Origin of the sequence: Leclercia sp. S52 (assembly GCF_039727615.1) — a bacterium.
In the GTDB taxonomy this organism is placed as follows: Bacteria; Pseudomonadota; Gammaproteobacteria; order Enterobacterales; family Enterobacteriaceae; genus Enterobacter; species Enterobacter adecarboxylatus_B.
Genome location: NZ_CP152474.1, coordinates 435911 through 461494 on the forward strand (window position 1 = coordinate 435911; position 25584 = coordinate 461494).

Annotated in this window: 26 protein-coding genes and 3 pseudogenes; 17 read left to right on the top strand and 12 right to left on the bottom strand. The window is 56.6% G+C overall.

The window, feature by feature from the left end:
- Both ulaR and ulaG read right to left on the bottom strand, forming a co-directional pair.
- Positions 1–735, bottom strand: a pseudogene (gene ulaR, locus AAHB66_RS02020) (HTH-type transcriptional regulator UlaR); the annotation flags it as partial.
- 110 nt (positions 736–845) lie between these two features.
- A complete protein-coding gene (ulaG, locus tag AAHB66_RS02025; protein ID WP_347115037.1) occupies positions 846–1910 on the bottom strand; it encodes an L-ascorbate 6-phosphate lactonase in 1065 nt (354 codons plus the stop codon).
- A 357-nt stretch (positions 1911–2267) separates the two neighbouring features.
- Here ulaG and ulaA point away from each other — a divergent pair, with 357 nt between their 5' ends.
- From ulaA to AAHB66_RS02055, 6 genes and pseudogenes are all read left to right on the top strand, one after another.
- On the top strand, positions 2268–3668 hold the full coding sequence (ulaA, locus tag AAHB66_RS02030) for a PTS ascorbate transporter subunit IIC (protein WP_347115038.1): 1401 nt from the start codon (positions 2268–2270) through the stop codon (positions 3666–3668).
- A 12-nt stretch (positions 3669–3680) separates the two neighbouring features.
- Positions 3681–3986 carry a PTS ascorbate transporter subunit IIB gene (gene ulaB / locus AAHB66_RS02035; RefSeq protein ID WP_106994059.1) on the top strand — a complete coding sequence of 102 codons (306 nt, stop codon included), beginning with the start codon at positions 3681–3683 and terminating at the stop codon, positions 3984–3986.
- Between the two features lie 9 nt (positions 3987–3995).
- Positions 3996–4464: pseudogene (ulaC, locus tag AAHB66_RS02040) on the top strand (PTS ascorbate transporter subunit IIA).
- A 12-nt stretch (positions 4465–4476) separates the two neighbouring features.
- Entirely contained in the window at positions 4477–5127 is a 651-nt protein-coding gene (ulaD, locus tag AAHB66_RS02045) for a 3-keto-L-gulonate-6-phosphate decarboxylase UlaD (RefSeq protein ID WP_347115039.1), read from the top strand.
- Between the two features lie 9 nt (positions 5128–5136).
- Positions 5137–6003: an L-ribulose-5-phosphate 3-epimerase gene (locus tag AAHB66_RS02050; protein ID WP_347115041.1), complete on the top strand. Its 867-nt coding sequence runs from the start codon at positions 5137–5139 to the stop codon at positions 6001–6003.
- The gene (locus AAHB66_RS02055) at positions 5990–6676 is read left to right on the top strand and encodes an L-ribulose-5-phosphate 4-epimerase (protein WP_347115042.1); all 687 of its coding nucleotides are present in this window, start codon (positions 5990–5992) and stop codon (positions 6674–6676) included. Before AAHB66_RS02050 ends, AAHB66_RS02055 begins: the two co-directional genes overlap by 14 nt.
- Positions 6677–6757: 81 nt before the next feature.
- Here AAHB66_RS02055 and yjfY read toward each other — a convergent pair whose 3' ends face one another.
- Positions 6758–7033 carry a DUF1471 family protein YjfY gene (gene yjfY, locus AAHB66_RS02060; protein ID WP_142487974.1) on the bottom strand — a complete coding sequence of 92 codons (276 nt, stop codon included), beginning with the start codon at positions 7031–7033 and terminating at the stop codon, positions 6758–6760.
- 344 nt (positions 7034–7377) lie between these two features.
- Here yjfY and rpsF point away from each other — a divergent pair, with 344 nt between their 5' ends.
- From rpsF to AAHB66_RS02085, 5 genes and pseudogenes are all read left to right on the top strand, one after another.
- The gene (gene rpsF, locus AAHB66_RS02065; RefSeq protein ID WP_011915632.1) at positions 7378–7773 is read left to right on the top strand and encodes a 30S ribosomal protein S6; all 396 of its coding nucleotides are present in this window, start codon (positions 7378–7380) and stop codon (positions 7771–7773) included.
- Between the two features lie 6 nt (positions 7774–7779).
- Positions 7780–8095 (top strand): annotated as a pseudogene (priB, locus tag AAHB66_RS02070) (primosomal replication protein N).
- Positions 8096–8099: 4 nt separating this feature from the next.
- Positions 8100–8327: a 30S ribosomal protein S18 gene (rpsR, locus tag AAHB66_RS02075; RefSeq protein WP_000135199.1), complete on the top strand. Its 228-nt coding sequence runs from the start codon at positions 8100–8102 to the stop codon at positions 8325–8327.
- Positions 8328–8368: 41 nt separating this feature from the next.
- Entirely contained in the window at positions 8369–8818 is a 450-nt protein-coding gene (gene rplI / locus AAHB66_RS02080; protein WP_103177988.1) for a 50S ribosomal protein L9, read from the top strand.
- Positions 8819–8970: 152 nt separating this feature from the next.
- Positions 8971–9912: a DMT family transporter gene (locus AAHB66_RS02085; RefSeq protein ID WP_347115046.1), complete on the top strand. Its 942-nt coding sequence runs from the start codon at positions 8971–8973 to the stop codon at positions 9910–9912.
- A gap of 23 nt (positions 9913–9935) precedes the next feature.
- Here AAHB66_RS02085 and AAHB66_RS02090 read toward each other — a convergent pair whose 3' ends face one another.
- On the bottom strand, positions 9936–10571 hold the full coding sequence (locus tag AAHB66_RS02090; RefSeq protein WP_347115047.1) for an OapA family protein: 636 nt from the start codon (positions 10569–10571) through the stop codon (positions 9936–9938).
- 231 nt (positions 10572–10802) lie between these two features.
- On the opposite strand from AAHB66_RS02090, the gene fklB reads away from it, so the two are divergent.
- Both fklB and cycA read left to right on the top strand, forming a co-directional pair.
- A complete protein-coding gene (gene fklB / locus AAHB66_RS02095; RefSeq protein WP_032616205.1) occupies positions 10803–11423 on the top strand; it encodes an FKBP-type peptidyl-prolyl cis-trans isomerase in 621 nt (206 codons plus the stop codon).
- A gap of 306 nt (positions 11424–11729) precedes the next feature.
- Positions 11730–13139, top strand: a complete 1410-nt coding sequence (gene cycA / locus AAHB66_RS02100) for a D-serine/D-alanine/glycine transporter (protein ID WP_142487979.1) — start codon at positions 11730–11732, stop codon at positions 13137–13139.
- An 84-nt stretch (positions 13140–13223) separates the two neighbouring features.
- Here cycA and ytfE read toward each other — a convergent pair whose 3' ends face one another.
- Positions 13224–13886, bottom strand: coding sequence for an iron-sulfur cluster repair protein YtfE (gene ytfE / locus AAHB66_RS02105; RefSeq protein WP_106994067.1), 663 nt, complete (start codon positions 13884–13886; stop codon positions 13224–13226).
- Between the two features lie 242 nt (positions 13887–14128).
- Between ytfE and AAHB66_RS02110 the strand changes: the two genes are divergently transcribed.
- A complete protein-coding gene (locus AAHB66_RS02110; protein ID WP_347115049.1) occupies positions 14129–15778 on the top strand; it encodes a methyl-accepting chemotaxis protein in 1650 nt (549 codons plus the stop codon).
- 79 nt (positions 15779–15857) lie between these two features.
- On the opposite strand, the gene AAHB66_RS02115 is transcribed toward AAHB66_RS02110, so the two are convergent.
- The 3 genes from AAHB66_RS02115 to AAHB66_RS02125 form a co-directional block, all read right to left on the bottom strand.
- Positions 15858–16817, bottom strand: a complete 960-nt coding sequence (locus AAHB66_RS02115) for a DMT family transporter (RefSeq protein ID WP_347116404.1) — start codon at positions 16815–16817, stop codon at positions 15858–15860.
- 75 nt (positions 16818–16892) lie between these two features.
- Positions 16893–17717, bottom strand: a complete 825-nt coding sequence (locus tag AAHB66_RS02120; protein ID WP_347115050.1) for an AraC family transcriptional regulator — start codon at positions 17715–17717, stop codon at positions 16893–16895.
- An 80-nt stretch (positions 17718–17797) separates the two neighbouring features.
- Positions 17798–18646, bottom strand: a complete 849-nt coding sequence (locus AAHB66_RS02125; RefSeq protein ID WP_347115052.1) for an SDR family oxidoreductase — start codon at positions 18644–18646, stop codon at positions 17798–17800.
- Positions 18647–18735: 89 nt separating this feature from the next.
- Between AAHB66_RS02125 and AAHB66_RS02130 the strand changes: the two genes are divergently transcribed.
- Positions 18736–19116, top strand: coding sequence for a helix-turn-helix domain-containing protein (locus AAHB66_RS02130; RefSeq protein ID WP_347115053.1), 381 nt, complete (start codon positions 18736–18738; stop codon positions 19114–19116).
- Between the two features lie 208 nt (positions 19117–19324).
- Here AAHB66_RS02130 and AAHB66_RS02135 read toward each other — a convergent pair whose 3' ends face one another.
- The gene (locus AAHB66_RS02135; protein ID WP_347115054.1) at positions 19325–21268 is read right to left on the bottom strand and encodes a bifunctional 2',3'-cyclic-nucleotide 2'-phosphodiesterase/3'-nucleotidase; all 1944 of its coding nucleotides are present in this window, start codon (positions 21266–21268) and stop codon (positions 19325–19327) included.
- 191 nt (positions 21269–21459) lie between these two features.
- On the opposite strand from AAHB66_RS02135, the gene cysQ reads away from it, so the two are divergent.
- Positions 21460–22200: a 3'(2'),5'-bisphosphate nucleotidase CysQ gene (gene cysQ, locus AAHB66_RS02140; protein ID WP_106994073.1), complete on the top strand. Its 741-nt coding sequence runs from the start codon at positions 21460–21462 to the stop codon at positions 22198–22200.
- Here the strand turns inward: cysQ and AAHB66_RS02145 are convergent.
- On the bottom strand, positions 22194–22751 hold the full coding sequence (locus AAHB66_RS02145) for a YtfJ family protein (RefSeq protein WP_285111022.1): 558 nt from the start codon (positions 22749–22751) through the stop codon (positions 22194–22196). The two genes, cysQ and AAHB66_RS02145, sit on opposite strands and share 7 nt — an antisense overlap.
- A 324-nt stretch (positions 22752–23075) precedes the next feature.
- On the opposite strand from AAHB66_RS02145, the gene AAHB66_RS02150 reads away from it, so the two are divergent.
- A complete protein-coding gene (locus AAHB66_RS02150) occupies positions 23076–23282 on the top strand; it encodes a DUF1107 domain-containing protein (protein ID WP_032616223.1) in 207 nt (68 codons plus the stop codon).
- 57 nt (positions 23283–23339) lie between these two features.
- Here the strand turns inward: AAHB66_RS02150 and AAHB66_RS02155 are convergent, their stop codons facing one another.
- Both AAHB66_RS02155 and msrA read right to left on the bottom strand, forming a co-directional pair.
- A complete protein-coding gene (locus AAHB66_RS02155; protein ID WP_333854781.1) occupies positions 23340–24677 on the bottom strand; it encodes a hemolysin family protein in 1338 nt (445 codons plus the stop codon).
- A 188-nt stretch (positions 24678–24865) separates the two neighbouring features.
- Positions 24866–25507 carry a peptide-methionine (S)-S-oxide reductase MsrA gene (msrA, locus tag AAHB66_RS02160; protein ID WP_347115055.1) on the bottom strand — a complete coding sequence of 214 codons (642 nt, stop codon included), beginning with the start codon at positions 25505–25507 and terminating at the stop codon, positions 24866–24868.
- Positions 25508–25584: the final 77 nt, after the last annotated feature.

Consider the following 25584-nt stretch of genomic DNA (forward strand, 5'->3'; position numbering starts at 1 on the left):
CCCCTGATCTTCCAGTTTCTGGAGGATCTGTGGGTCAGCACTTTTACCGGTGATCACCAGATCAATTTGCTCGGCGCGGCTGAACAACATGCCCGCGCGCTCGCCAACCTTGCTGCTGTCGACCAGCACCACCAGCTTTCCGACCACATTCAGCATGTTCTGCTCCGCCATTGCCGTCAGCATATCGGTTTTATACAGCCCCTCGGCGGTGAGCCCTTTCCCGCTGGTAAACATCCAGTGCCCGGCATAGAGCGTGTTCTCGCTGTCCTGCGGACTTAAGGTAATGGACTGGCTCTTGTTGTACTGCCCGCCCATGATCACCACGCTTTCGTGCTCCTGATCGATGAGGTAGTTGGCCAGCGGCAGGTAGTTGGTAATGATCTGTACCGGCTTGCCGCACATTTCGCGGCCCAGCAGGAAGGCGGTTGAACCACAGTTGATCACCACGCTTTCGCCAGGATTCACCAGCTGGGAGGCGGCCCGGGCAATACGCACTTTCTCGTCGTGATTCTGCGCCTGATGGATATTCATCGGAGACCAGCGCGGGCGCTGTTGGCTGATGGCTTCGGCACCGTTACGGACTTTCTTCAGCTTCCCGCTCTCATCAAGTTTATTGATATCCCGGCGCGCGGTGGCAGGGGAAACGCCCAGCCGGGCAATCACCTGTTCCACGGTGACAAACCCCGTTTGCGCCAGGAGTTCCAGTAAAATTTGATGCCGCTGTGCTTCTGTCATGAGCTATTCCGAAATAAATTGATTTTAAAAGATGATATTTGAAATAGCCTGAAATTACTAAGTAAAAGATGGAACCGCCAGGCGCTGTGCCTGGCGGTAAGGGGGGGCAATTACAGGAATGATTTGAACGGCAGATCTGGCTCAATGGTGAAGCAGTCGTCAAATCCGCGCGGGTAGTGATACTCAAAATTGTCTTTATCCAGCGGCCAGGTAAATTTGCCGCCCACCTGCCAGATAAACGGCTTAAAGCCATACTTCAGACGATCTTTTTTCATCTCCCACAGCACGCGGATCTCCTGCGGATCGGCCTGGAAGTTGGACCAGATATCGTGGTGGAACGGGATCACCACCTGGGTATTGAGCGCTTCTGCCATGCGCAGAATATCGGCGCTGGTCATCTTATCGGTGATGCCGCGCGGGTTCTCGCCATAGGATCCCAGCGCCACGTCGATATGATGCTCGTTGCCGTGTTTGGCATAGTAGTTGGAGTAGTGTGAGTCACCGCTGTGGTACAGCGTACCGCCCGGGGTTTTGAACAGATAGTTCACCGCACGCTCATCCATGCCGTCTGGCAGCACACCGGCGGCCTTCTGGTCGGCCGGCAGGGTAATCAGGGCCGTGCGGTCAAACGCATCCAGCGCGTGGATCTCAATGTCTTTGACTTTCACCACGTCGCCCGGCTTCACCACAATGCAGCGCTCTTTCGGCACGCCCCAGCCCATCCAGATATCCACGCAGGTTTGCGGGCCAATAAAGGGCACGTCCGGTGCGCAGTTTTGCATGACGGCGGCGGCGACATTCACATCAATGTGATCGTTGTGATCGTGGGTCGCCAGTACGGCATCGATCTGACGAATGCCGAACGGATCGAGAACAAACGGCGTGGTGCGCAGGTTCGGCTGCAGCTTTTGCACCCCCGCCATACGCTGCATCTGATGCCCTTTCTTCATCAGCGGATTACCGTGGCTTTGCTTGCCGGTCCCGCACCAGAAATCGATACAGACATTGGCACCGCCCTGGGATTTCAACCAGATCCCGGTACAGCCCAGCCACCACATGGCAAAGGTACCAGGCGCGACCTGCTCTTGTTCAATCTCTTCATTCAGCCAGGTTCCCCATTCCGGGAAGGTGCTGAGGATCCATGATTCGCGGGTGATAGTGTTCACTTTACTCATTGCCAGACTCCCTCTTCTTCTCACAAGTAATCAATTGGTGATTCAATATGATTTATATTGTCACCAATAAATCAGCATTGCAACGCGCATTTTGCAGCGCACTCTCGCCTGTGAGGCCGTTTCCTGATACGTAAAGCGCCTCTTCCCATGTGTCGGTGTTCTGTCAATGCCTTGAAATATAAGATCATATAAAGAGGTATTGAATTGAAATGAATGTCATTACTGTATGAAGGGAAATAATTTGCGTGATGCGTCACAAATAATCAAATGCAATCTTGTGGTGATTATTTGTGATTACTAGAGTGGGGGCCTGTTGTACGTGCATTACGCAGCGTACTGCCTTTATCGGAGAGTGTTATGGAGATCCTCTACAGCGTCTTTACCGTCTTTTTTAATCAGGTAATGACCAATGCCCCGCTGCTGCTGGGTATCGTGACGTGTCTTGGCTACATCCTGCTACGCAAGAGCGTCAGCGTCATTATCAAAGGCACCATCAAAACCATCATCGGTTTTATGCTCCTACAGGCGGGGTCCGGCATTTTAACCAGCACCTTTAAACCCGTCGTCGCCAAAATGTCTGAGGTTTACGGCATTAACGGCGCTATATCAGACACCTATGCGTCAATGATGGCCACCATCGAACGGATGGGCGACGCCTATAGCTGGGTGGGATATGCCGTGCTGTTGGCGCTGGCGCTGAACATTATTTATGTCCTGCTGCGCCGGATTACGGGCATCCGTACCATCATGCTGACCGGCCATATCATGTTTCAGCAGGCCGGGCTGATTGCCGTCTTCTTCTACATCGTCGGCTACCCGATGTGGACCACCATCATCTGCACCGCAGTGCTGGTGTCGCTCTACTGGGGCATCACCTCCAACATGATGTTCAAGCCAACCCAGGACGTGACCGACGGCTGCGGTTTCTCTATCGGCCACCAGCAGCAGTTCGCCTCCTGGATCGCCTATAAAGTCGCGCCTTATCTCGGCAAGAAAGAGGAGAGCGTGGAAGAGCTCAAGCTGCCGGGCTGGCTCAATATTTTCCACGACAATATCGTCTCGACGGCGATTGTGATGACCATCTTCTTCGGCGCGATCCTGCTCTCGTTCGGGATTGACGTTGTCCAGGCCATGGCGGGTAAAACCCACTGGACCATCTACATCCTGCAAACCGGTTTCTCCTTCGCAGTGGCGATTTTCATTATTACCCAGGGCGTGCGCATGTTCGTGGCCGAGCTGTCCGAAGCCTTCAACGGCATCTCGCAGCGCCTGATCCCCGGTGCGGTTCTGGCGATCGACTGCGCGGCTATCTACAGCTTTGCGCCAAACGCGGTGGTCTGGGGCTTTATGTGGGGCACCATCGGCCAGCTGATTGCGGTTGGCATTCTTGTCGGGTTCGGCTCCTCCATCCTCATCATTCCTGGCTTTATCCCGATGTTCTTCTCCAACGCCACCATTGGCGTCTTTGCCAACCACTTTGGCGGCTGGCGCGCGGCGCTCAAGATCTGTCTGGTGATGGGGATGATTGAAATCTTCGGCTGCGTGTGGGCGGTCAAGCTCACCGGCATGAGCGCCTGGATGGGCATGGCTGACTGGTCAATTCTGGCGCCGCCAATGATGCAGGGCTTCGCCTCCCTCGGCATTGTCTTTATGGCCGTCATTATTTTTATTGCCCTGGCGTATATGTTCTTCGCTGGCCGTTCGCTGCGGGCGGAAGAAGATGCAGAAAAACAAACAGCAGAAGTTTCTGCTCACTAAGGAGTTTTGACTATGACCGTACGTATTCTGGCTGTATGTGGCAACGGACAAGGAAGCTCCATGATCATGAAAATGAAAGTGGACCAGTTTTTAACCCAGTCAAATATTGACCACACGGTGAACAGCTGCGCGGTGGGTGAATACAAAAGTGAACTGAACGGCGCGGACATCATCATCGCCTCGACCCATATCGCCGGGGAAATTAGCGTGACAGGCAATAAATATGTGGTGGGCGTACGCAACATGCTGTCGCCTGCGGATTTTGGCCCAAAACTGCTGGACGTGATCAAAGAACACTTCCCGCAAGACGTGAAGTAAGGAGGCCCTATGAAACTCCGTGATTCACTGGCAGAAAACCACTCCATCCTGTTACAGGCCGAAGCCAGCACCTGGCAGGAAGCGGTAAAGCTGAGCGTTGATTTGCTGGTTAAGGCTGACGTTGTTGAGCCGCGCTACTACCAGGCCATTCTCGATGGCGTGGAGCAGTTTGGTCCGTACTTTGTGATTGCGCCGGGTTTGGCAATGCCGCATGGCCGCCCGGAGGAGGGGGGTCAAAAAAACCGGCTTCGCCCTGGTCACTCTGAAAACGCCGCTGGCGTTTAACCACGAAGACAACGATCCGGTCGATATCCTCATCACTATGGCGGCCGTTGATGCCAACACCCACCAGGAGGTGGGCATCATGCAGATCGTCAATCTGTTTGAAGATGAAGCCAATTTCGACCGTTTACGCGCCTGCCGTACCGAGCAGGACGTGCTGGATTTAATCGATAACGCCACTGCGGCGGCAGTCTGAGAGGGAACTGAAATGTCATTACCAATGTTGCAGGTCGCGCTGGATAACCAAACTCTGGCCCACGCTTACGAAACCACGCGTCTGATTGCCGAAGAGGTGGACATCATCGAAGTGGGCACCATTTTGTGCGTGGGAGAGGGCGTTCGCGCCGTGCGCGATCTGAAAGCGCTCTATCCGCACAAAATTGTGCTGGCAGATGCCAAGATCGCCGATGCGGGCAAAATCCTGTCGCGGATGTGCTTCGAAGCCAACGCCGACTGGGTAACGGTGATCTGCTGCGCGGATATCAACACCGCCAAAGGGGCGCTGGATGTCGCCAAAGAGTTTAACGGCGACGTGCAGATCGAACTCACCGGTTACTGGACCTGGAAGCAGGCGGAAGAGTGGCGAGAAGCCGGCATTCAGCAGGTGGTTTATCACCGCAGTCGCGATGCGCAGGCCGCAGGCGTCGCCTGGGGTGAGGCCGATATCACCGCGGTTAAACGTCTGGCGGAGATGGGCTTTAAGGTCACCGTCACCGGCGGCCTGGCGCTGGAGGATCTGCCGTTGTTCAAAGGTATCCCGATTCATGTCTTTATCGCCGGGCGCAGCATCCGTGATGCCGCTTCGCCGGTGGAAGCGGCGCGCCAGTTTAAACGTTCCATCGCCCAGCTGTGGGGATAAGGAGCGGCTATGTTAAGCAAGCAGGTGCCGCTTGGCATCTATGAAAAGGCACTCCCCGCCGGGGAGTGCTGGCTCGAGCGGCTGAAACTGGCCCAGTCTCTGGGTTTCGATTTCGTCGAAATGTCGGTGGATGAGACCGATACGCGCCTCTCCCGACTCGACTGGAGTCGCGAGCAGCGCCTGGCGCTGGTGAACGCGGTGGCCGAAACCGGCGTGCGCGTCCCCTCAATGTGCCTGAGCGCCCATCGTCGCTTTCCGCTCGGCAGTGAAGATGACGCCGTGCGCGCGCAGGGGCTGGCGATCATGCGTAAAGCGATTCGCTTTGCCCAGGACGTGGGGATCCGTGTCATCCAGCTGGCGGGCTATGACGTCTACTACCAGCAGGCCAACAACGAAACCCGGCGGCGTTTTCGCGAGGGGCTCAAAGAGAGCGTGGAGATGGCAAGCCGCGCCCAGGTCACGCTGGCGATGGAGATCATGGATTACCCGCTGATGAACTCCATCAGCAAGGCGCTGGGTTATGCTCACTACCTTAATAATCCATGGTTCCAGCTCTATCCCGATATCGGCAACCTGTCCGCCTGGGATAACGATGTGCCCATGGAGCTGCAGGCGGGGATCGGCCATATCGTGGCGGTCCACGTCAAAGACACCCGGCCTGGCGTATTCAAAAATGTGCCTTTCGGTACGGGCGTAGTGGATTTCGAAGCCTGTTTCGCCACCCTCAGCCACAGCGGGTACTGCGGGCCTTACCTGATTGAGATGTGGAGTGAAACCGCAGAGGATCCGCTGCAAGAGGTGGCGAAAGCCCGGGACTGGGTGCTGGAGCGGATGGCGCGGGCCGGGCTGACGGGAGGCGAAAATGCTGCAGCTTAAACAGCAGGTGTTTGAGGCAAACATGGATTTGCCGCGTTACGGTCTGGTCACCTTCACCTGGGGAAACGTCAGCGCGATTGACCGGAGCCGCGGGCTGGTGGCGATCAAACCCAGCGGCGTGGCCTATGAGACCATGCGCATGGAAGACATGGTGGTGGTGGATCTCGACGGCAAGGTTGTGGAGGGCCAGTGGCGACCTTCGTCCGATACCGCTACCCATCTGGCGCTGTACCGGCGTTATCCCTCCCTTGGCGGCGTAGTGCATACCCACTCCACCCATGCGACGGCCTGGGCGCAGGCGGGGCTGGCCATCCCGGCGCTGGGCACCACCCATGCAGACTACTTTTTTGGCGATATCCCCTGTACGCGGGCACTCACCGAAGAGGAGGTGCAGGGCGAGTACGAACTCAATACCGGCAAGGTGATCGTGGAAACGCTGGGTGAGGGCGAACCGCTGCACACGCCGGGGATAGTGGTATATCAGCATGGCCCCTTCGCCTGGGGCAAAGATGCGCACGATGCCGTGCATAACGCCGTGGTAATGGAAGAGGTGGCGAGAATGGCGTGGATTGCCCGCGGTATTAACCCGCACCTGCAACCGATAGACAGCTATCTGATGAACAAGCACTTTATGCGCAAGCATGGTCCGAATGCCTATTACGGGCAAAAATAAAAAAAAGCCCCCGGGCATGGGGGCTAATTAAACTATGACAATATTTTCGTTGTTGGCTTTCCTGGTGCTAGCGTCAAAGCATTACCGATAGATATCTGCGCTGACGTGCATATTGCCGTTGCTGCCCGGTTCACGGGTGAGCATGACGTGATAGTAGCGGGCATCCCGCGCCTCGGCTTCTGCAGTAATAGCTTCTGTCGCTTCGCTTTCGGTAGCGAAGTTGTGGTTGATATAAATGACGCCAAGGCTTTGCACATCATCCATATTTCTGGCCTGACGGCCATCAACCTGAATCGCTGCTGTCGCGTTTGCACTGAGCAAAAGCGCAGCCAGAATGGCAAGGTTTATCTTTTTCATGATATGCGCTCCACGACAAACTACGGTGCGACGATAATCACTTCGGGTTTTGTCCTCAGAAGGGGTCTGATTAAAGTGTAACCCCTTATCTGGCCGGCATTGGCGACCATTTCTGATGCTGTTGTTCAAAAAAGCGCCGCGATCGCCTGTGAGCCATGGTAAATCACCCACTTAGACGAGCTTTGCGCTTTGTGCGAATTATTTGTGCAATCAGCTTGAGTTTCCAGGGGGGGCGCAAGTATTATGACGCGTCAATTTTTCAGCCGACCTTTAACACGTTCCTTGCCTCCCCGGGCCTCGGCTGACCCAGACAGGAGGCTGAATAATCCGTAAGGAGCAATTCGATGCGTCATTACGAAATCGTTTTTATGGTCCATCCTGACCAGAGCGAACAGGTTCCGGGTATGATCGAGCGCTACACTGGTGCAATCACTGCAGCAGAAGGCACGATCCACCGTCTGGAAGACTGGGGCCGCCGTCAGCTGGCTTATCCGATCAACAAACTGCACAAAGCTCACTACGTTCTGCTGAACGTTGAAGCTCCGCAGGAAGCGATCGATGAGCTGGAAACTAACTTCCGCTTCAACGATGCCGTTATCCGCAGCATGGTTATGCGTACCAAAAACGCAGTGACCGAAGCATCTCCGATGGTTAAAGCGAAAGACGAGCGCCGTGAGCGTCGCGATGATTTCGCAAACGAAACCGCAGATGATTCTGATGCTGGGGATTCTGAAGAGTAATTTCTGATGACCAACCGTCTGGTGTTGTCCGGTACCGTGTGCAGGACCCCCCCTTCGTAAGGTCAGCCCATCAGGAATTCCTCACTGCCAGTTCGTGCTTGAGCATCGTTCAGTGCAGGAGGAAGCCGGGTTTCACCGGCAGGCGTGGTGCCAAATGCCCGTTATTATTAGCGGACACGAAAACCAGGCCATTACTCACAGTATAACGGTCGGTAGCGCAGTAACCGTTCAGGGGTTCATTTCTTGCCACAAGGCAAAGAACGGTCTGAGCAAAATGGTTCTGCATGCCGAGCAGATTGATTTGATAGATTCTGGAGACTAGCCATATGGCACGTTATTTCCGTCGTCGCAAGTTCTGCCGTTTCACCGCGGAAGGCGTTCAAGAGATCGACTATAAAGATATCGCAACGCTGAAAAACTACATCACCGAAAGCGGTAAGATTGTCCCAAGCCGTATCACCGGTACTCGTGCAAAATACCAGCGTCAGCTGGCTCGCGCTATCAAACGCGCTCGCTACCTGTCCCTGCTGCCGTACACTGATCGTCATCAGTAATCGGGCACGGTCCATTAATACGACTTTAAGAGGATAAGGTAATGCAAGTTATTCTGCTTGATAAAGTAGCAAACCTGGGCAGCCTGGGTGATCAGGTAAACGTTAAAGCGGGCTACGCTCGTAACTTCCTGGTTCCACAGGGTAAAGCTGTTCCTGCTACCAAGAAAAACGTAGAGTTTTTCGAAGCACGTCGTGCTGAACTGGAAGCCAAACTGGCTGACGTTCTGGCGGCTGCTAACGCTCGCGCTGAGAAAATCAACGCACTGGGCACCGTTACTATCGCGTCTAAATCAGGCGACGAAGGTAAACTGTTCGGTTCCATCGGTACTCGCGACATCGCTGACGCTGTAACTGCAGCTGGCGTTGACGTCGCTAAGAGCGAAGTTCGTCTGCCGAACGGCGTTCTGCGTACCACCGGTGAGCACGAAGTGGACTTCCAGGTTCACAGCGAAGTCTTCGCTAAACTGGTTGTTAACGTTGTTGCTGAGTAAGTAATTACTCGTCACCACGTCGAAGCGCCGGCCTTGTGCCGGCGTTTTGCTTTTTAACGCGACCTGTCCCACCTTTTTACCTTGTATGGTAGCTATTCCTGTCGCGATCTCTGATAATAAAATGAAACGCCATTTTATCTTCGAGATTAGCTATGGACGCCGTTCTGCCCACGCCGATTTTTGCCCGTAAAAACATCGTTTTCGCCAGCGCGACGCTGTGCTGTTTGCTCTGGGGAAGCTCCTATCCCGCGATTAAAAGCGGCTACGAACTTTTTCAGATCGCCACCAACGACATCTCGTCAAAAGTGGTCTTTGCGGGTTATCGCTTTGTGTTCGCCGGTCTGCTGTTGCTGCTGTTAGCCCTTGCCCAGCGCAAGCCGATTGGTCGGCTCAGCCCACGGCAGTTTGGGCAGCTGACGGTACTCGGCCTGACGCAGACGGCTATCCAGTACACCTTCTTTTATATCGGTCTCGCTTACACCACGGGCGCCAAAGGGTCGATCATGAATGCGACCGCCACCTTCTTTAGCGTCATGCTGGCGCACTTCATCTATCAGAACGACAAAATCAGCTACAACAAAGCCCTCGGCTGTATCCTCGGTTTTGCCGGGGTGATGATCGTCAACTTCAATAGCGGCCTGCAGGACTTCCACTTTGTCTGGAACGGCGACGGATTTGTGGTGCTGGCGGCGTTTATCCTCTCTGCCGCCACGCTGTACGGCAAACGCATCTCTCAGACGGTCGATCCGATGGTCATGACCGGCTGGCAGCTGGCGATAGGTGGGGTGATGCTGGTAGTGGGAGGCTATATCACCGGCGGTACGCTGGCAGTTCCCAGCGTCAAAGCGGCGGCCATCCTCGGTTATCTGACCCTGCTCTCTTCGGTGGCGTTCGCGCTGTGGAGTCTGCTGCTGAAGTACAACCGCGTCAGCATGATTGCACCATTCAACTTCCTGGTGCCGGTGGCCGGCACCGTACTCTCTGCCATTTTCCTCGGCGAGAATATCCTCGAGATCAAATATGCCGTGGCGCTGGTGCTGGTCTGCTCGGGGATCTGGTGGGTCAACAAAGTAAGTGGAAAACAGGCCCGGTAAGCATCAGGCTACCGGGCAACCTACTATCTGGCGCGGATAAAGCTGCCGTCAGACTGACGGGTAAACAGCACCTGCTGGCCGTTGCCGCTGTCAATGGTCAGCCCTGTCACCACGCCGCTCGCATTCTGGCGGATCTGCACCATCTGACCGTTTTGCAGGTTGCTCAGCGGCTTGCCTGCGCCTTCAACCTGCGCCATCGCATAGACGTCGGTCGGTGGCAGGTTGTGATCGCGGAACAGCTGCGCCATCGTTTTGCCCGGCTCCACACGGTAGGAACGCCACTGCTGTTCGATACCTGGCACCGGCTGCGACTGCACGGGCGCGGCGGCCTGCTCCTGCGGTTGCTCCTCCTGAATCGGCTCCGGCTCGACCGGGGCGACCTGGCCCGGATCGTTTGACGGCGCGACCAGCTGCGTCTGCATCGGCTGTGCGTCTGGCTGCGGCTGGGTCTGCGAGCGGAAATCCAGTTCGGCATCCCGACGGACAGGCGCAGTCGTGCTGTCATCAGCGCCTGGCAGCAGAATACCAATAATCACCATCAGCGCACCGATGATAATACCTCTGCGGTGCAGGGGCGGCAGCGGGTCCATGATGCGAAAGTTGTCTGGCGCATGCCAGATTTTCGTCAGGGTAGGTTTTAATTCAAATGGCCCGGGCATGGCTCTCCTCCTGCTCCGCGTCTTTTTTCCTGTCCCGAGAAGTATAGTTTGCTAACTGCCTGATGAACATTGCAAAGCCGGCTTCCGTGACACACATTCGGGAAAAATCCAGATAGTCTCTATTGTTTCCGTTTCATCGCAATTTGTCATCTTTCCATAAGACAAAGTTTTACCGGATGGAAGGTGGCTGTTATGCTGCCCGCTACTTTAAATGTGATGGAAGGAAATCCCATGACCACCCCGACTTTTGACACAATCGAAGCGCAGGCAAGCTACGGTATTGGTTTGCAGGTAGGACAGCAGCTGAGCGAATCAGGTCTGCAGGGTCTGTTACCGGAAGCGCTGGTGGCGGGTATCGCCGATGCGCTGGAAGGTAAGCACCCGGCGGTTCCGGTTGATGTGGTTCACCGCGCGCTGCGCGAAATCCACGAGCGTGCTGACTCCGTGCGTCGCGCGCGTTTTGAAGAGATGGCAGCGGCAGGCGAGAAGTTTCTCGAAGAGAACCGTGAGCGTGAAGGCGTGAACAGCACCGAAACCGGCCTGCAGTTCCGCGTGATCAATCAGGGTGACGGCGCAATCCCGGCGCGTACCGACCACGTTCGCGTGCACTACACCGGTAAACTGATCGACGGCACCGTGTTCGACAGCTCCGTAGCCCGCGGCGAACCGGCTGAATTCCCGGTAAACGGCGTGATCCCTGGCTGGATCGAAGCCCTGACCCTGATGCCGGTTGGCTCCAAGTGGGAACTGACTATTCCTCAGAACCTGGCCTACGGCGAGCGCGGCGCTGGCGCGTCCATTCCGCCATTCAGCACCCTGGTCTTCGAAGTTGAGCTGCTGGAAATCCTCTAATTCCGCACGCTTTCCTCTCCCCGACGGGGGAGGGGAATTCAGTTAAAAAACCTATAGTTACGCGCTAATCAACAGATTATCTTGCAAATGGTCACAGTAAGTGTATTTTTGTGAGCTGTTTTGCGTTGCTTAAGTGATATGACACTCACTTCCAACATATTATTAACATAATATTTAAATCATAGTATTCATCCCGCCGATTCTTACCTAATATCGATGAGTCCTTAATCGGGCCGTCGCTTTTCGACGTAATAAAGGGCCAGAAGAGCCTAAACAACACAGGCAGTAACAACAGGAAAACATCACATGGTAGATCAGGTAAAAGTCGTTGCCGACGAAGAGGCACCGTCTGAACAGTCGCTACGGCGTAATCTCACAAACCGTCATATTCAGCTTATCGCCATCGGCGGCGCTATCGGCACCGGGCTGTTTATGGGGTCAGGCAAAACCATTAGTCTTGCCGGTCCGTCGATCATTTTTGTCTATATGATCATCGGCTTTATGCTCTTTTTCGTTATGCGAGCCATGGGAGAGCTGCTGCTCTCGAATCTCGAATATAAATCCTTCAGCGACTTTGCCTCCGACCTTCTCGGGCCGTGGGCGGGTTACTTCACCGGCTGGACCTACTGGTTCTGCTGGGTGGTTACCGGGATGGCTGACGTCGTCGCCATTACGGCCTATGCGCAGTTCTGGTTCCCGGGGCTGTCGGACTGGGTTGCCTCGCTGGCGGTGATTGTCCTGCTGCTGAGCCTTAACCTCGCCACCGTAAAAATGTTCGGTGAGATGGAGTTCTGGTTCGCGATGATCAAAATTGTCGCCATTGTCGGCCTGATTGTGGTCGGCCTGGTGATGGTCATGACTCACTTTACCTCCCCGAGCGGCGTTGAGGCCTCGTTCTCCCATCTGTGGAATGACGGCGGCTGGTTCCCGAAAGGGCTGAGTGGATTCTTTGCCGGCTTCCAGATTGCGGTCTTCGCCTTCGTGGGGATTGAGCTGGTAGGTACGACAGCTGCTGAAACCAAAGATCCTGAGAAGTCTCTGCCGCGGGCGATTAACTCGATTCCCGTGCGTATCATCATGTTCTACGTCTTCGCGCTGATCGTGATTATGTCGGTCACGCCGTGGAGTTCCGTTGTCCCAACCAAGAGCCCGTTCGTTGAGCTGTTCGTGCTGGTGGGTCTGCCGGCAGCGGCGAGCCTGATTAATTTCGTGGTGCTGACCTCCGCGGCCTCGTCGGCTAACAGCGGCGTGTTCTCCACCAGCCGTATGCTGTTCGGTCTGGCGCAGGAAGGCGTGGCGCCGAGCGCGTTCGCCAAGCTGTCAAAGCGTGCGGTACCGGCAAAAGGGCTGACCTTCTCCTGTATCTGCCTGCTGGGCGGCGTGGTGATGCTCTATGTGAACCCAAGCGTGATTGGCGCGTTCACCATGATCACCACGGTGTCGGCGATCCTGTTCATGTTCGTCTGGACCATCATCCTGTGCTCGTACCTGGTGTACCGCAAGCAGCGTCCGCACCTGCATGAAAAATCCATCTACAAGATGCCGCTGGGCAAGCTGATGTGCTGGGTCTGCATGGCGTTCTTCGTGTTTGTGCTGGTACTGCTGACGCTGGAAGAGGATACCCGTCAGGCGCTGATCGTCACGCCGCTGTGGTTTATCGCGCTGGGGCTGGGCTGGCTGTTTATCGGTAAGAAAAGAATGGCAGGCGTAAGATAAAAGCAAAACGGCAACTTCGGTTGCCGTTTTTTATGTGTTCCCCCCTCTCCCTGTGGGTGAGGGCATCAGGCCGCAGCGCCTTTGTTATTCCCCGGCCAGCGCCCGTGGGAACAGCACGTTATTCTCGAGGCTGATGTGCTCCATCAGATCGTCGATCATCTCGTTAATCCCGTTATACATCGCGCGCCAGGTGGTGCAGGCATCCGCAGGCGGAGTCACGTTATTGGTGATGTGCTTGATCACCTCGACCAGTTCACCGGCGTCGTCATGCTCGCTTTCCATCACGCTGATGGGCCCCATCGCCTGGCTACCCATCCCCTGTTTAATCATGGGGAACAGGATCTGCTCCTCTTTCATCATGTGGCTGGACAGCTCTTCGTGCAGCATGGTCAGGTTCTTCGCGAGGCCGCGCGGGACAGAGGCTTTCTCCGCATGAACGCGCTCAACCTTGGTCGCCTGCAGGATCAGTTCCGGCAGCTGTTCGCGGTGGCGGTCATGGTAACGGACGATGATGTGATTGATGATTTCGCCCAGCGCCACGCTGCGCCAGTCTTTTTCCAGCGGCTGCTCAGCCAGTTTCGCCAGTTCAGCTTCGATGAGGTCCAGATCCAGTTCCTTACGCGATGCCGCCCGCGCCAGGGTTTGCTTACCGCCACAGCAGTAATCCATATCGTATTTACGAAACAGCGCAGAAGCGCGTGGGATGGAGAGCGCCAGCTCGCCTAAAGGTTGGTCGCGGAAGGCCATGGTCGTTACCTCATCGTTATTTGATAAGATGTATTTTAAATGCATCTTTAAGGTGAGGATATAACCCTTTAGGAGCAGAGGGTAAAAAGGCGGGCGATTCTAAAAACTTTCTTATGTTTTAACTTGCTGAAAGGATTTAATTATTTCCGAAAAACAGGGTGGTTAGACCACGAAACGTTAAATAACACGCCTGCTTTGCCGATATGTCCTCAACAGACAATGTCCTGCACATAAGGTTAAGAATGTTTAAACGGATTAAAGTAATCACCCTGTTAGTCTCGGTACTGCTGGTGCTCGGGCTGATGCAAATCATCGCCGCGACGGTTTTTATCAATGCCCTGAACAATGATAAGGACAATTTCACTGTTTCCCAGCTGTCCAGCCAGAACGTGGCAGAGTTTACCGACGCGTGGATCAGCCTGAACCAGGCACGCGTGACCCTTAACCGCGGCATGCTCCGTCTGCAAAGCAGCACGGCGACCGAGATCAACGGCACGCAGTTGGGCGAGCTGGTCACCGCCGGGAAAGCCCTGCTTACCGAAGCCCAGGGGCATTACGACAAATATTATGCCCTGCCGGAAACCCCGGGCCTGGATGAGAAGCTGGCCGATCGACTGGAAGAGCAGTACCGCGCTTACCACTCCACGCTGACGAAAATGAACGAGCTGTTGGCCGAGGGCAAGCTGGACGATATGTTCAAGCAGAATGCCGAGAAGAAGCAGGTGGCAATGCAGGCAGTGTACCGCGAATGGCGTGAAGCGCAGGCGAAACTGACCAGCGCGGGCATCACCGATAACGAGAACGACTACCAGCGTATCCTGTGGATCCTGTCGGCCATTATGGTGATTGTGGTGGCGGTGATTGTCGCCAGCTGGATCGCCATGCGCAACGTGCTGCTGAAGCCGCTGCATGAGGTGATTGCGCATATTCGCGCCATCGCCGCTGGCGACCTGACGCAGCCGATCGATGCCCAGGGTCAGAATGAAATGGCGCTGCTGGCGCATAACGTTCACGAGATGCAAAAGGCGCTGGCCAACACCGTGGGCGTGGTGCGTGATGGGGCGGATACTATTTTCACCGGCGCCGGTGAAATCTCTGCAGGCAGTAACGACCTCTCTTCCCGTACCGAGCAGCAGGCGGCCTCCCTGGAAGAGACCGCGGCCAGCATGGAGCAGTTAACCGCGACCGTGAAGCAGAACGCCGATAACGCCCGTCAGGCGTCACGTCTGGCGCTGGACGCTTCTTCTACGGCGAAGAAAGGCGGCAACGTGGTCGAAGGCGTGGTGCGCACCATGGACGAAATCGCCACCAGCTCCAGCAAGATTGCCCAGATCACCAACGTGATCGATGGCATTGCCTTCCAGACCAACATTCTGGCGCTGAACGCGGCGGTAGAAGCAGCGCGTGCCGGCGAGCAGGGCCGCGGATTTGCGGTGGTGGCAGGGGAAGTACGTACTCTGGCCCAGCGCAGCGCCCAGGCCGCGAAAGAGATCAAAGGCCTGATTGACGACTCTGGCGCGCGCGTCAGTGCGGGTTCCGCACTGGTGAATGAAGCCGGGGCGACGATGGCGGAAATCGTCAGCGCCGTCACCCGCGTGACTGACATCATGGGCGAAATCGCTTCCGCCTCGGATGAGCAGAGCCGCGGTATTGACCAGGTAGGTCAGGCGGTGGCCGAAATGGATCGTGTGACCCAGCAGAACGCCTCGCTGGTTGAGGAGTCTGCAGCGGCGGCGGCGGCGCTGGAAGAGCAGGCGGCGCGTCTGAACGAGGCGGTGGCGGTGTTTAAGATTGTTCACGGCCAGGCAGCTAAAGCGGCACCCGTGAAAACCTATACCGCAAAAGCGAAACCGGTGCTGGCAACGACGGACGCTAACTGGGAAACCTTCTAAAACCTGCCGGGTGGCGCTAACGCTTACCCGGCCTACGAAACCTGCCGGGTGGCGGCTTCGCCTTACCCGGCCTACGGAACTACGAAACCGGCACTACTGCCGGTTTTTCCGGCTTCGCGCTCACCGCAATCACCACTCCCACCACCAGCAACACAATCCCCGTACCGGTTAACAACGGCGGCAGGCTCTGGCGCATCAGGAAGGTATACAGCAACCCGGCCAGGGTTTCGAAAACGATCAGCGGCCCTAAGACTACCGTCGGCAATTTCTGACTGGCGACGTTCCAGCACAGGGCACCCACCCACGAGCAGCAAATAGCAATCGCCACCATCAGCCCGAGGAACACCCAGGGCCGCGGCCCCAGCGGCAGGGCGAAGTCCGGCTGCTGCACGTTCAGCCAGGCGCAGGCGGCGAGATAGCCCAGCAGCGACACCGGGAGCGTCACCAGCGCCTGGGCGGTGGCCCACATCATCGGATGTTTGTCCGGATTCTCCCGCAGCCAGCGGGCATTACGCAGGGCATACCACGCCCAGCAGACCACCGATACCGACGCCAGCAGGATCCCCGAGACATAGCGCCAGCCGCTGCCCCCGGCCACGCCGTGCCGCAGCTCGGCAATGTTGACGCAGGCCAGCCCCAGCGCAATCGCCACCAGGCCGGGCACCATCTTCGACCACGCCAGCTTGCCGTCGCGCTGGCTGTAGAGCAGATTGGCGAACACCGGGATCACCACCGGCAGCGTGCCGATGATCATCGTTGAGACGGGGGCCCCGGTACGCTGAATGGCGCTCGCCAGGCAGATGTAATAGATGAGGTTGCCCATCATGGTCAGCGCCAGCGCGGTCAGCCAGTCCTGTCGTTTCAGCTGGCGTAACCGCCCCCTTCCGAGCCAGGCGATCGGCAGGGCGATCAGCCCCAGCGCCAGATAGCGCCCCATCGACTGCAATGCCGCCGGGTACTCCGGCACAATCAACGGGCCGACAAAAATCAGCCCCCACATTAACCCTGCAAGCAGGGCATACAACACGCCGCTAACCATTTTTCTATCCATCTTTGCTGAACCTGCTGGCAGTGTAGAAAGGCAAAAGGGGGACGTATTGTATGAGATTGCGCATTAGCGCTTCGCGACCTGTTTCTGGTAGCGCACGGGGGTAATGCCATACCGACGCGTAAACGCCCGGGTCAGATGCGACTGATCGGTCAGGCCCGTCGCGGCGGCCACTTCAGCCGCAGGCAGCCCCTGAGTGAGAAAAGCTTTGGCGCGCCACAGGCGGATCGCCATCAGCATCTGATGGGGCGTGACGTGAAAATGGGCTTTGAACTGGCGCTGGAAATGGTATGGGCTGAGCGACACCACCTGCGCCAGCTCGTCGAGGGTCAGGGAGTGCATATAGTTGTCATGCAGATAGTCGCGCACGCGCTCGAAGCGATGCGCCCCTTCGTGCCGCACCGGGGCATGGCGCGCCAGCGGCTGGAAGGTATCAATCAGATCCAGCAGCAGGCCTTTTTGCGCCAGCGGATCGTCGGTGTGCCACAGGCCGTAGATCAGCTGACAGATCTGCTGCGAACGTCGCGGATCGTGCCGGGTCACGTCGCTGAACCACCAGTGGCGAATACCTGTGACCTCTTCCAGCAGATCCGGCTCGAGGTAGATCATCCGGTAACGCCAGCCGTCGGCGGTTTCGGCCTCGCCGGTATGCAGCTCGTCGGGATTCATGGTGACCACGGAATGGACGGGGGCGACGTACTGCGTCCCGCGATAGCGAAAGCGTTCGGCACCGGCTTCAATGGCACCGATCCCGAAGGCCTCGTGTGTATGCGGCTCAAAGGCGTAGCGTGAGATATGGGCGTGATACAGCTCCACGCCCGGCACCTGCGCCAGATGGCGAAAGCGCGCGCTATCTCTCTCATCGAAGAACTGTTCGGGTACGCCTTGCACGGTGAGCCTCCTCGCGGGTCAGATTTCATTATCAGAGATGACCCGGAGGGATGCCACAATAATTAACCAGCTTTTAACAATTACAGGATACCCTTCACGCTCTCGGCCAGGGAGGTCGTCGGGCGACCCAGCAGCGCGCTCAGGGTACGGCTGTCATCAAACAGACCGCCCTTCGAGGCCCCCACGTCGGAGTCGGCCAGCATATCGGCCAGACCCGCCGGTAAGCCCACGCCCTTCAGCGCGGCGGCAAAATCAGCTTCGCTCAGGTTCTGGTAGGCCACGTTTTTCCCGCTCTGGCGGCTCAGTTCGGCAGCCAGCTCGCTTAAGGTCCACGCCTGGTCGCCCGCCAGCTCATACACTTTCCCGGCATGACCCTCTTCGCTGATAACGCGGGCCGCGGCGGCGGCATAGTCGGCGCGAGTCGCAGAGGCGATCTTGCCTTCACTCGCAGAGCCGATGAACACCCCGTGCTCCAGAGCCGGCGGGGCGCTGGCGAGGTAGTTTTCGGTATACCAGCCGTTACGCAGCAGGGCGTAAGGAATGCCGGATTCTGCCAGCGCTTTTTCGGTGGCGACGTGCTCCACGTGCAGCCCCAGCGGTGAGGTGTCGGCATGCAGCAGGCTGGTGTAGGCGATAAATTTCACCCCCGCCGCCTTCGCCGCGTTAATCACGTTCTGATGCTGCGGCGCGCGCTGGCCCACTTCGCTGGAGGAGATCAGCAGCAGTTTATCCACGCCCGCGAGCGCGGCGGTGAAGGCGGCCTGGTCGGTGTAATCGGCCTGACGGACGGCCACGCCCTGCTGGCTCAGCGCGTCGGCCTTCGCCGGGTTACGCACAATGGCGACCAGCTGGCTGGCCGGAACGGTTTTCAGGAGCTGTTCAATAACGAGTTGGCCAAGCTGGCCGGTAGCGCCGGTAATCGCGATCATGATGAATATCCTTCGTCTCGTGTGAATGTTGTGGCACACTATCACTCAAACTAACTTTTAGTAAGTACGTACAAAAAGGTAAGTATCAAATGACCAATCCAACCCTCAGCGAGCAAATGCGCGACGGCAATCTCTTTGCCGAGCAGTGTCCTTCCCGGGATGTGCTCAAGCATGTGACCAGCCGCTGGGGCGTGCTGATCCTGGTGGCGTTGCGTCAGGGGACGCATCGCTTTAGCGATCTGCGGCGCAAGATGGGCGGGGTAAGCGAGAAGATGCTGGCCCAGTCGCTGCAGGCGCTGGAGCAGGATGGTTTTATCAATCGCGTGTCGTATCCGGTGGTGCCGCCGCACGTGGAGTACAGTCTGACGCCGCTGGGGGAAGAGGTGAGCGAAAAGGTGGCGGCGCTGGCCGACTGGATCGAGCTGAATTTACCGCAGGTGATGAGTAACCGCGTGGAACGTGCTGCCTGATGCCCTCACCCTGGCCCTCTCTCACAGGGAGAGGGTACAAACACTAAAAACGACAACGTGCGTTGCCGTTTTGCTTTTACCTTGTGCGGCGTGATTGCCTGGCTGACGGTTTTGTAGGCCCGGCAAGCGAAGCGCCGCCGGGCACTGCGCGGTCTGATTGCCGGGTGGCGGCTGCGCCTTACCCGGCCTACAAAAACCGCACCTGCTGCTATTTGCCTAAATCCACCTGATAAATCGCGAATCCGATCTCATCGGTGGCGACCTGCTGCATCGGATACTGCGCTTTCTCTTTGATAAACGCCGCCGCTTTCTCGGATGGTGCCGTCTCAAAGCGCACATCGAGCTTCACGTCGCTGTGGATCGGCGCCAGACGCCAGTTGTTATCCGCTGCCGGGTGGATTTCGCCTGCTTTTTTCGACTGCTCTCCGATCCACGCTGCCAGCACCGAGCGGTTCTCGTCCGGTGAGGCGAAGGCGATATGGCTGTCGCCGGTCCCGGCAAACTTGCCGCCGTAGGCGCGGTAGTTATTGGTTGCCACCAGGAAGGTCGCTTTTGGATCAATCGGCTTGCCGTTGAAGGTCAGATTCTTGATACGCTCCGCCTGGGCATTCACCACCTGGCACTCGCCGTCATATTTCGCTGGCAGAGAGACATCAATCTGGTACTCCACGCCGTCGATCACGTCGAAGTTATAGGTGCGGAACCCGTCCCAGTTAATCAGCGACTGCGGTTTAGTGCTGTTGACATCGATCTGGTTGAACTGTCCGGCCGAGCACTCAAGCCACTCCTTCACCTCCTGACCGGTGGCTTTGACCACCACCAGGGTGTTCGGATAGAGATAGAGGTCGGCGGCGTTGCGGAAGGTCAGCTGGCCTTTCTCTACTTCGACATAGCTGGCCGGATCGTTCTTGCGTCCGCCCACCTTAAACGGCGCGGCGGCGGAGAGTACCGGCAGTTTCGCCAGGTCCGGATCGCCCTGAATATAGCGCTCCACGTAGGCTTTCTGCGCCAGGTTCACCACCTGCACGGTGGGATCGTCCTGCACCAGCGACAGGTAGCTGTACATGTTGTCGGAAGACTTGCCGATCGGTTTGCTGACAAACTCGCGGGTGGCGTCGTGATCGTGCTTCAGCACCTCGACGATCTTTTTATCCTCTCCGACCAGCGCTTTTTTGGCCGCCAGATCGTAAATCGGCCGTGCTTCGGCCTTCGACTCGGTCACCTGCCATTTGCCGCCGTCATTATTCAGCACCAGATCCACCACCCCGAGGTGATCGCCCCACATGCCCGGCATCACCGCCGGCACGCCGTTCAGCGTCCCTTTGGCAATGTCCGCCCCTTTGATGCTGGCGAAATCTTTGCCCGGGAATACCGCGTGGGCGTGTCCAAAGAGAATAGCGTCGACGCCTTTCACTTCGCTGAGGTAGTAGACCGAGTTTTCCGCCATCGCCTGATACGGATCGGCAGAGAGACCGGAGTGGGCCACCACCACCACCAGGTCGGCGCCTTTCTCGCGCATCTCCGGCACATACTTGCGGGCGGTTTCGGTAATGTCGTTGACCGTCACTTTGCCGCTCAGGTTGGCCTTATCCCAGGTCATGATCTGCGGCGGTACAAAGCCGATATAGCCAATCTTCAGGGTCTGCGATTTGCCGTCCTGATCGGTCACGGTGGTCTCTTTGATCAGATAAGGGGTAAAAAGCGGCTTATTGGTCTTAACGTCGATGATATTGGCGTTAACGTACGGGAATTTGGCCCCGGACAGCGCCATGTGCAGATAATCCAGGCCGTAGTTAAACTCGTGGTTACCGAGGTTGCCCACCGCGTAATCGAGGGTGTTCAGCGCCTTGTAAACCGGGTGGATATCGCCCTTTTTCAGACCTTTCGCCGCCATGTAATCCCCAAGCGGACTACCCTGAATTAAGTCCCCGTTATCGACCAGCACGCTGTTTTTCACTTCGCTACGGGCGGCATTAATCAGGCTGGCGGTGCGCACCAGGCCAAACTTTTCCGTCGGCGCATCTTTGTAGTAGTCGAAGTCCATCATATTGCTGTGCAGGTCGGTAGTTTCCAGAATGCGGAGATCGACCGTCGCCGCCTGTACGCTCGCGGCAATCAGCGTCGCCAGGAGCGTTGCGCTAAACTTAATCATCAGAGGAGTCCTTTTTTTGAACCAGGCCACAAAAGAATATGTATCTATATTTTTTTGCTTACAGAATTGTGAATCCTGCCAGAAAAAAAGTGCCCTGAAACCGGAATTGCTTCACAGATAGCGGATTTATTCACAATGCGATATAAATAAAACAAAGAGTTAAACCCACTGTGTTAACAAAGAGGTGGAGAATGTTAGATAAAATTTGTCAGCTCGCACGGGATGCGGGCGATGCCATCATGCAGGTCTATGATGGCAAGATCCCGATGGACGTGATCCAAAAAATCGATGACTCACCGGTGACCGCCGCCGATCTTGCGGCGCACGGGGTGATCCTCCAGGGCTTGCAGGCGCTGACGCCCGATATTCCTGTGCTGTCAGAAGAAGATCCTCAGCCCTGGGATGAACGCCAGCACTGGCAGCGTTACTGGCTGGTTGATCCCCTGGACGGCACCAAGGAGTTCATCAAACGTAATGGTGAGTTCACCGTCAATATTGCCCTGATTGAGAAAGGCAAAGCGGTGCTGGGTGTGGTCTATGCCCCGGTGTTGAAGGTGATGTACAGCGCCGCCGACGGCAAAGCGTGGAAAGAGGAGTGCGGCGTGCGTAAGCAGATTCAGGTGCGTGACGCCCGGCCGCCGCTGGTGGTGATCAGCCGCTCGCATGCGGATAATGAACTGCAGGAGTATCTGCATCAGCTGGGTGAGCATCAGACGACGTCGATTGGCTCCTCGCTGAAATTCTGCCTGGTGGCAGAAGGGCAGGCGCAGCTCTATCCCCGCTTCGGGCCAACCAACGTCTGGGATACGGCGGCAGGTCACGCCGTTGCCGCCGCCGCGGGTGCGCATGTTCACGACTGGCAGGGCAAGCCGCTCGACTATACCCCGCGTGAATCATTCCTTAATCCCGGCTTCCGGGTCTCGCTTTACTGACCGAGCAGCTTATGCAGCAGGGCAATCACCTGCTGCACCTCTTCCTGGGTCAGCGCCCCGTCTTTCGCCCACTGAACGCGGCCCTCTTTATCCAGTACGGCCGCCGCTGAACTCTCTTCTTCCAGCTGCCACGCGCCGCGTGCCGTACCGTTACTGTCGACCACGATCTGCGACCACGGATAGAGCTTTTTATTGCTCTCCAGGCTGCTGCGCACAAACATGCCGGAGCCCGGGATCGCATCGTCGGTGTTAACGATGGTGGTGGTCTGGTAGCTATCTTTTGGTAAATGTGCCGACTTGATCGCTTCAATCAAGGTTGCGTTTTTCTCTTTTGCCGACGAGCGGCCGGCAATATGTAGCACAACTCGCACTTTGCCTGGGAGCTGCGCGCTATTCCATTTTTTGTAGCTAAACTCATTATTGTCGAGGATCAATTCTCCCCGGTCGGCAATGCCCACCGGCGGCACACGTTGTCCCTTCTCGAAATTATGTGCAGAAGCCATCAGTGGCAGCAACAGGCAGGCAGTTGCCAGGATGTTACGTAGGGTCATGGTGTTTCCTTATTTTTTTGGCAGGTGATCCGACCACTTGGTCATACGTTTTAATCATAAGTGCGATCGCGGCGCTTTACCCGCAATCCCGGTGCCAGAGTGAGGGGGAACGCACATATCTGCACAAAAACGAAGGCTTATACTGCCCGAAAGTTACGATTGCAAAGAATATTCTGATTATTTGTCATCAAAAGGTAAATAAACTTATGCAGACTGGGTATCGCAGTTTTTCTGGACTATAGTCATTGGGCAATAAATTTGCGCTCCAGAGAGTCGGCCCGATTGTGGCGCCGCAAGAGCGTATGATTCGCAGGAGATAATAGAATGAAAATTTTCCAACGCTACAATCCGCTTCAGGTGGCGAAATACGTAAAAATCCTGTTCCGTGGACGGTTGTATATCAAGGATGTTGGCGCTTTTGAATTTGATAAGGGCAAAATCCTTGTCCCAAAAGTGAAGGATAAACAGCACTTTTCTGTGATGTCCGAAGTCAACCGTCAGGTTATGCGTCTGCAAACTGAGATGGCTTAACCAACGTGCTATGCAGTAAAAAAAACGGCTCCCGAGGGAGCCGTTGATGTTTCTGGCTTAGGCCGAGACGTTCTCTTCGGCATCCGGCAGTTTCGGCACCAGCACGGTCGGTTTGTTGTCGATGCGCGTCACCAGCAGCTGGTCGATGCGGTAGTTGTCGATATCCACCACTTCGAACTTGTAGCCCGAGAACTTCACCGAGTCGGTGCGTTTCGGGATCTTACGCAGCATAAACATCATAAAGCCGCCGATGGTCTCGTAGTTGCCGGACTGTGGGAACTCGTCGATATCCAGCACGCGCATCACGTCGTCAATCGGCGTGCCGCCGTCCACCAGCCATGAGTTCTCATCGCGCGCCACAATCTGCTCTTCCAGACCCTGGCCCACCAGATCGCCCATCAGCGTGGTCATCACGTCATTGAGGGTGATGATCCCCACCACCAGCGCGTATTCGTTCATGATCACCGCGAAGTCTTCTCCGGCGGTTTTGAAACTTTCCAGCGCTTCGGAGAGCGTCAGGGTGTCCGGCACGATCAGCGTATTGCGGATCTGCACGCCGCTGTTCAGGGCCAGGCTCTGGTTCGCCAGCACGCGGTTCAGCAGGTCTTTGGAGTCCACATAGCCGATGATGTGGTCGATATCTTCATTACAGACCAGGAACTTGGAGTGCGGATGTTCCGCCACCTTGTTCTTCAGGCTCTGCTCGTCTTCGTGCAGATCGAACCAGATCACGTTCTCGCGGCCGGTCATTGACGACGGTACGGTACGCGACTCCAGCTCAAACACGTTCTCGATCAGCTCATGCTCCTGCTTACGCAGCACCCCCGCCAGCGCCCCGGCTTCGAACACCGCGTAAACATCATCAGAGGTGATGTCGTCTTTACGCACCATCGGCAGCTTGAACAGGCGGAAAATGGTGTTCGCCAGGCCGTTAAAGAACCACACCAGCGGGCGGAACACGAACAGACAGAAGCGCATCGGGTTGATGATGCGCAAAGCCACGGCTTCGGGCGCAATCATACCGATGCGTTTCGGGGTCAAATCGGCAAACAGAATGAACAGACCGGTTACCAGCGAGAAGGAGAGGATAAAGCTCAGCTGCTCGGAGAGTTCAGGGGAGAAGTACCGTGAGAAAACGCTATGAAAGACGGGAGAGAACGCGGCATCGCCGACAATACCGCCCAGGATGGCGACTGCATTAAGGCCAATTTGCACCACGGTGAAGAACATCCCCGGGTTTTCCTGCATTTTCAGCACACGTTGAGCGTTGATATCGCCATCATCGGCGAGAAGTTTAAGTTTAATTTTACGGGACGCGGCCAGGGAAATTTCTGAAATTGAGAAAAATGCACTGACGGCTATCAGACAAAGTATTACTAAAATACTGTTTAACATATCTTATCCGGCTTCTCGCCAGATCCTCGGAGGGAAGTTGGTCATACAGGGTTGTAGCGTTTATGAACACCGGTCCGAAGCGGTAGGCCGGTTATTTCAGCGGCTAGTATAGCGTAAATGTCTGTAAAGCCGCCAGAGATCACTTTTTGAGCCGGTTCTGCCCACAAAGGGGCAGAACCGGTTTACTGTTATGCCAGCTGAGGCGGCAGGCAGACGCCGATGCCGCCGATGCCGCAGTAGCCGTACGGATTTTTATGCAGGTACTGCTGGTGGTCATCTTCCGCGTAGTAGAACGGCAGGGCGGTGGCGATCTCGGTGGTGACCTGACGATCGTCGTGCGCCTCGCGCATCGCCTGCTGGAAACGCGTCAGGCTGTCGCGGGCCGCCGCGTCCTGTTCCGGGGTGAGCGGATAGATCGCCGAGCGGTACTGGGTGCCGTGGTCATTGCCCTGACGCATGCCCTGCGCCGGGTCGTGGTTTTCCCAGAACACCTGCAGCAGCTGTTCGTAGCTGATGACGTTCGGGTCATACACCACCCGCACCGCCTCGGCATGACCGGTCTGGCCGGAGCAGACTTCGCGGTAGGTTGGGTTAGGGGTATAACCGCCGGTGTAGCCCGCCGCGGTGCTGTAAACCCCCGGCAGCGGCCAGAACAGGCGCTCCACGCCCCAGAAGCAGCCCATCGCGAACAGGGCGATCTCCATCCCGTCGGGAACGTTGGTCATCGAGTGACCGTTCACGGCGTGCAGGGTGGCGACGGGCATAGGGGTGTTACGTCCCGGTAATGCGTCCGCCTGAGCAACCAGGTGCTTTTTATCGAATAAACTCACGGTGTGACCTCCGGACAGGTGATGTTTGGGTTAAGGTTGTCACGACGCGTTTAATTGAACACAATAAATGCGGTGAA

Excerpts from the sequence above, each read along its gene's own strand:
- ulaG (WP_347115037.1), bottom strand. The coding sequence starts at position 1,910 with ATGAGTAAAGTGAACACTATCACCCGCGAATCATGGATCCTCAGCACC.
- ulaA (WP_347115038.1), top strand. The coding sequence starts at position 2,268 with ATGGAGATCCTCTACAGCGTCTTTACCGTCTTTTTTAATCAGGTAATG.
- ulaB (WP_106994059.1), top strand. The coding sequence starts at position 3,681 with ATGACCGTACGTATTCTGGCTGTATGTGGCAACGGACAAGGAAGCTCC.
- ulaD (WP_347115039.1), top strand. The coding sequence starts at position 4,477 with ATGTCATTACCAATGTTGCAGGTCGCGCTGGATAACCAAACTCTGGCC.
- AAHB66_RS02050 (WP_347115041.1), top strand. The coding sequence starts at position 5,137 with ATGTTAAGCAAGCAGGTGCCGCTTGGCATCTATGAAAAGGCACTCCCC.
- AAHB66_RS02055 (WP_347115042.1), top strand. The coding sequence starts at position 5,990 with ATGCTGCAGCTTAAACAGCAGGTGTTTGAGGCAAACATGGATTTGCCG.
- yjfY (WP_142487974.1), bottom strand. The coding sequence starts at position 7,033 with ATGAAAAAGATAAACCTTGCCATTCTGGCTGCGCTTTTGCTCAGTGCA.
- rpsF (WP_011915632.1), top strand. The coding sequence starts at position 7,378 with ATGCGTCATTACGAAATCGTTTTTATGGTCCATCCTGACCAGAGCGAA.
- rpsR (WP_000135199.1), top strand. The coding sequence starts at position 8,100 with ATGGCACGTTATTTCCGTCGTCGCAAGTTCTGCCGTTTCACCGCGGAA.
- rplI (WP_103177988.1), top strand. The coding sequence starts at position 8,369 with ATGCAAGTTATTCTGCTTGATAAAGTAGCAAACCTGGGCAGCCTGGGT.
- AAHB66_RS02085 (WP_347115046.1), top strand. The coding sequence starts at position 8,971 with ATGGACGCCGTTCTGCCCACGCCGATTTTTGCCCGTAAAAACATCGTT.
- AAHB66_RS02090 (WP_347115047.1), bottom strand. The coding sequence starts at position 10,571 with ATGCCCGGGCCATTTGAATTAAAACCTACCCTGACGAAAATCTGGCAT.
- fklB (WP_032616205.1), top strand. The coding sequence starts at position 10,803 with ATGACCACCCCGACTTTTGACACAATCGAAGCGCAGGCAAGCTACGGT.
- cycA (WP_142487979.1), top strand. The coding sequence starts at position 11,730 with ATGGTAGATCAGGTAAAAGTCGTTGCCGACGAAGAGGCACCGTCTGAA.
- ytfE (WP_106994067.1), bottom strand. The coding sequence starts at position 13,886 with ATGGCCTTCCGCGACCAACCTTTAGGCGAGCTGGCGCTCTCCATCCCA.
- AAHB66_RS02110 (WP_347115049.1), top strand. The coding sequence starts at position 14,129 with ATGTTTAAACGGATTAAAGTAATCACCCTGTTAGTCTCGGTACTGCTG.
- AAHB66_RS02115 (WP_347116404.1), bottom strand. The coding sequence starts at position 16,817 with ATGGTTAGCGGCGTGTTGTATGCCCTGCTTGCAGGGTTAATGTGGGGG.
- AAHB66_RS02125 (WP_347115052.1), bottom strand. The coding sequence starts at position 18,646 with ATGATCGCGATTACCGGCGCTACCGGCCAGCTTGGCCAACTCGTTATT.
- AAHB66_RS02130 (WP_347115053.1), top strand. The coding sequence starts at position 18,736 with ATGACCAATCCAACCCTCAGCGAGCAAATGCGCGACGGCAATCTCTTT.
- AAHB66_RS02135 (WP_347115054.1), bottom strand. The coding sequence starts at position 21,268 with ATGATTAAGTTTAGCGCAACGCTCCTGGCGACGCTGATTGCCGCGAGC.
- cysQ (WP_106994073.1), top strand. The coding sequence starts at position 21,460 with ATGTTAGATAAAATTTGTCAGCTCGCACGGGATGCGGGCGATGCCATC.
- AAHB66_RS02145 (WP_285111022.1), bottom strand. The coding sequence starts at position 22,751 with ATGACCCTACGTAACATCCTGGCAACTGCCTGCCTGTTGCTGCCACTG.
- AAHB66_RS02150 (WP_032616223.1), top strand. The coding sequence starts at position 23,076 with ATGAAAATTTTCCAACGCTACAATCCGCTTCAGGTGGCGAAATACGTA.
- AAHB66_RS02155 (WP_333854781.1), bottom strand. The coding sequence starts at position 24,677 with ATGTTAAACAGTATTTTAGTAATACTTTGTCTGATAGCCGTCAGTGCA.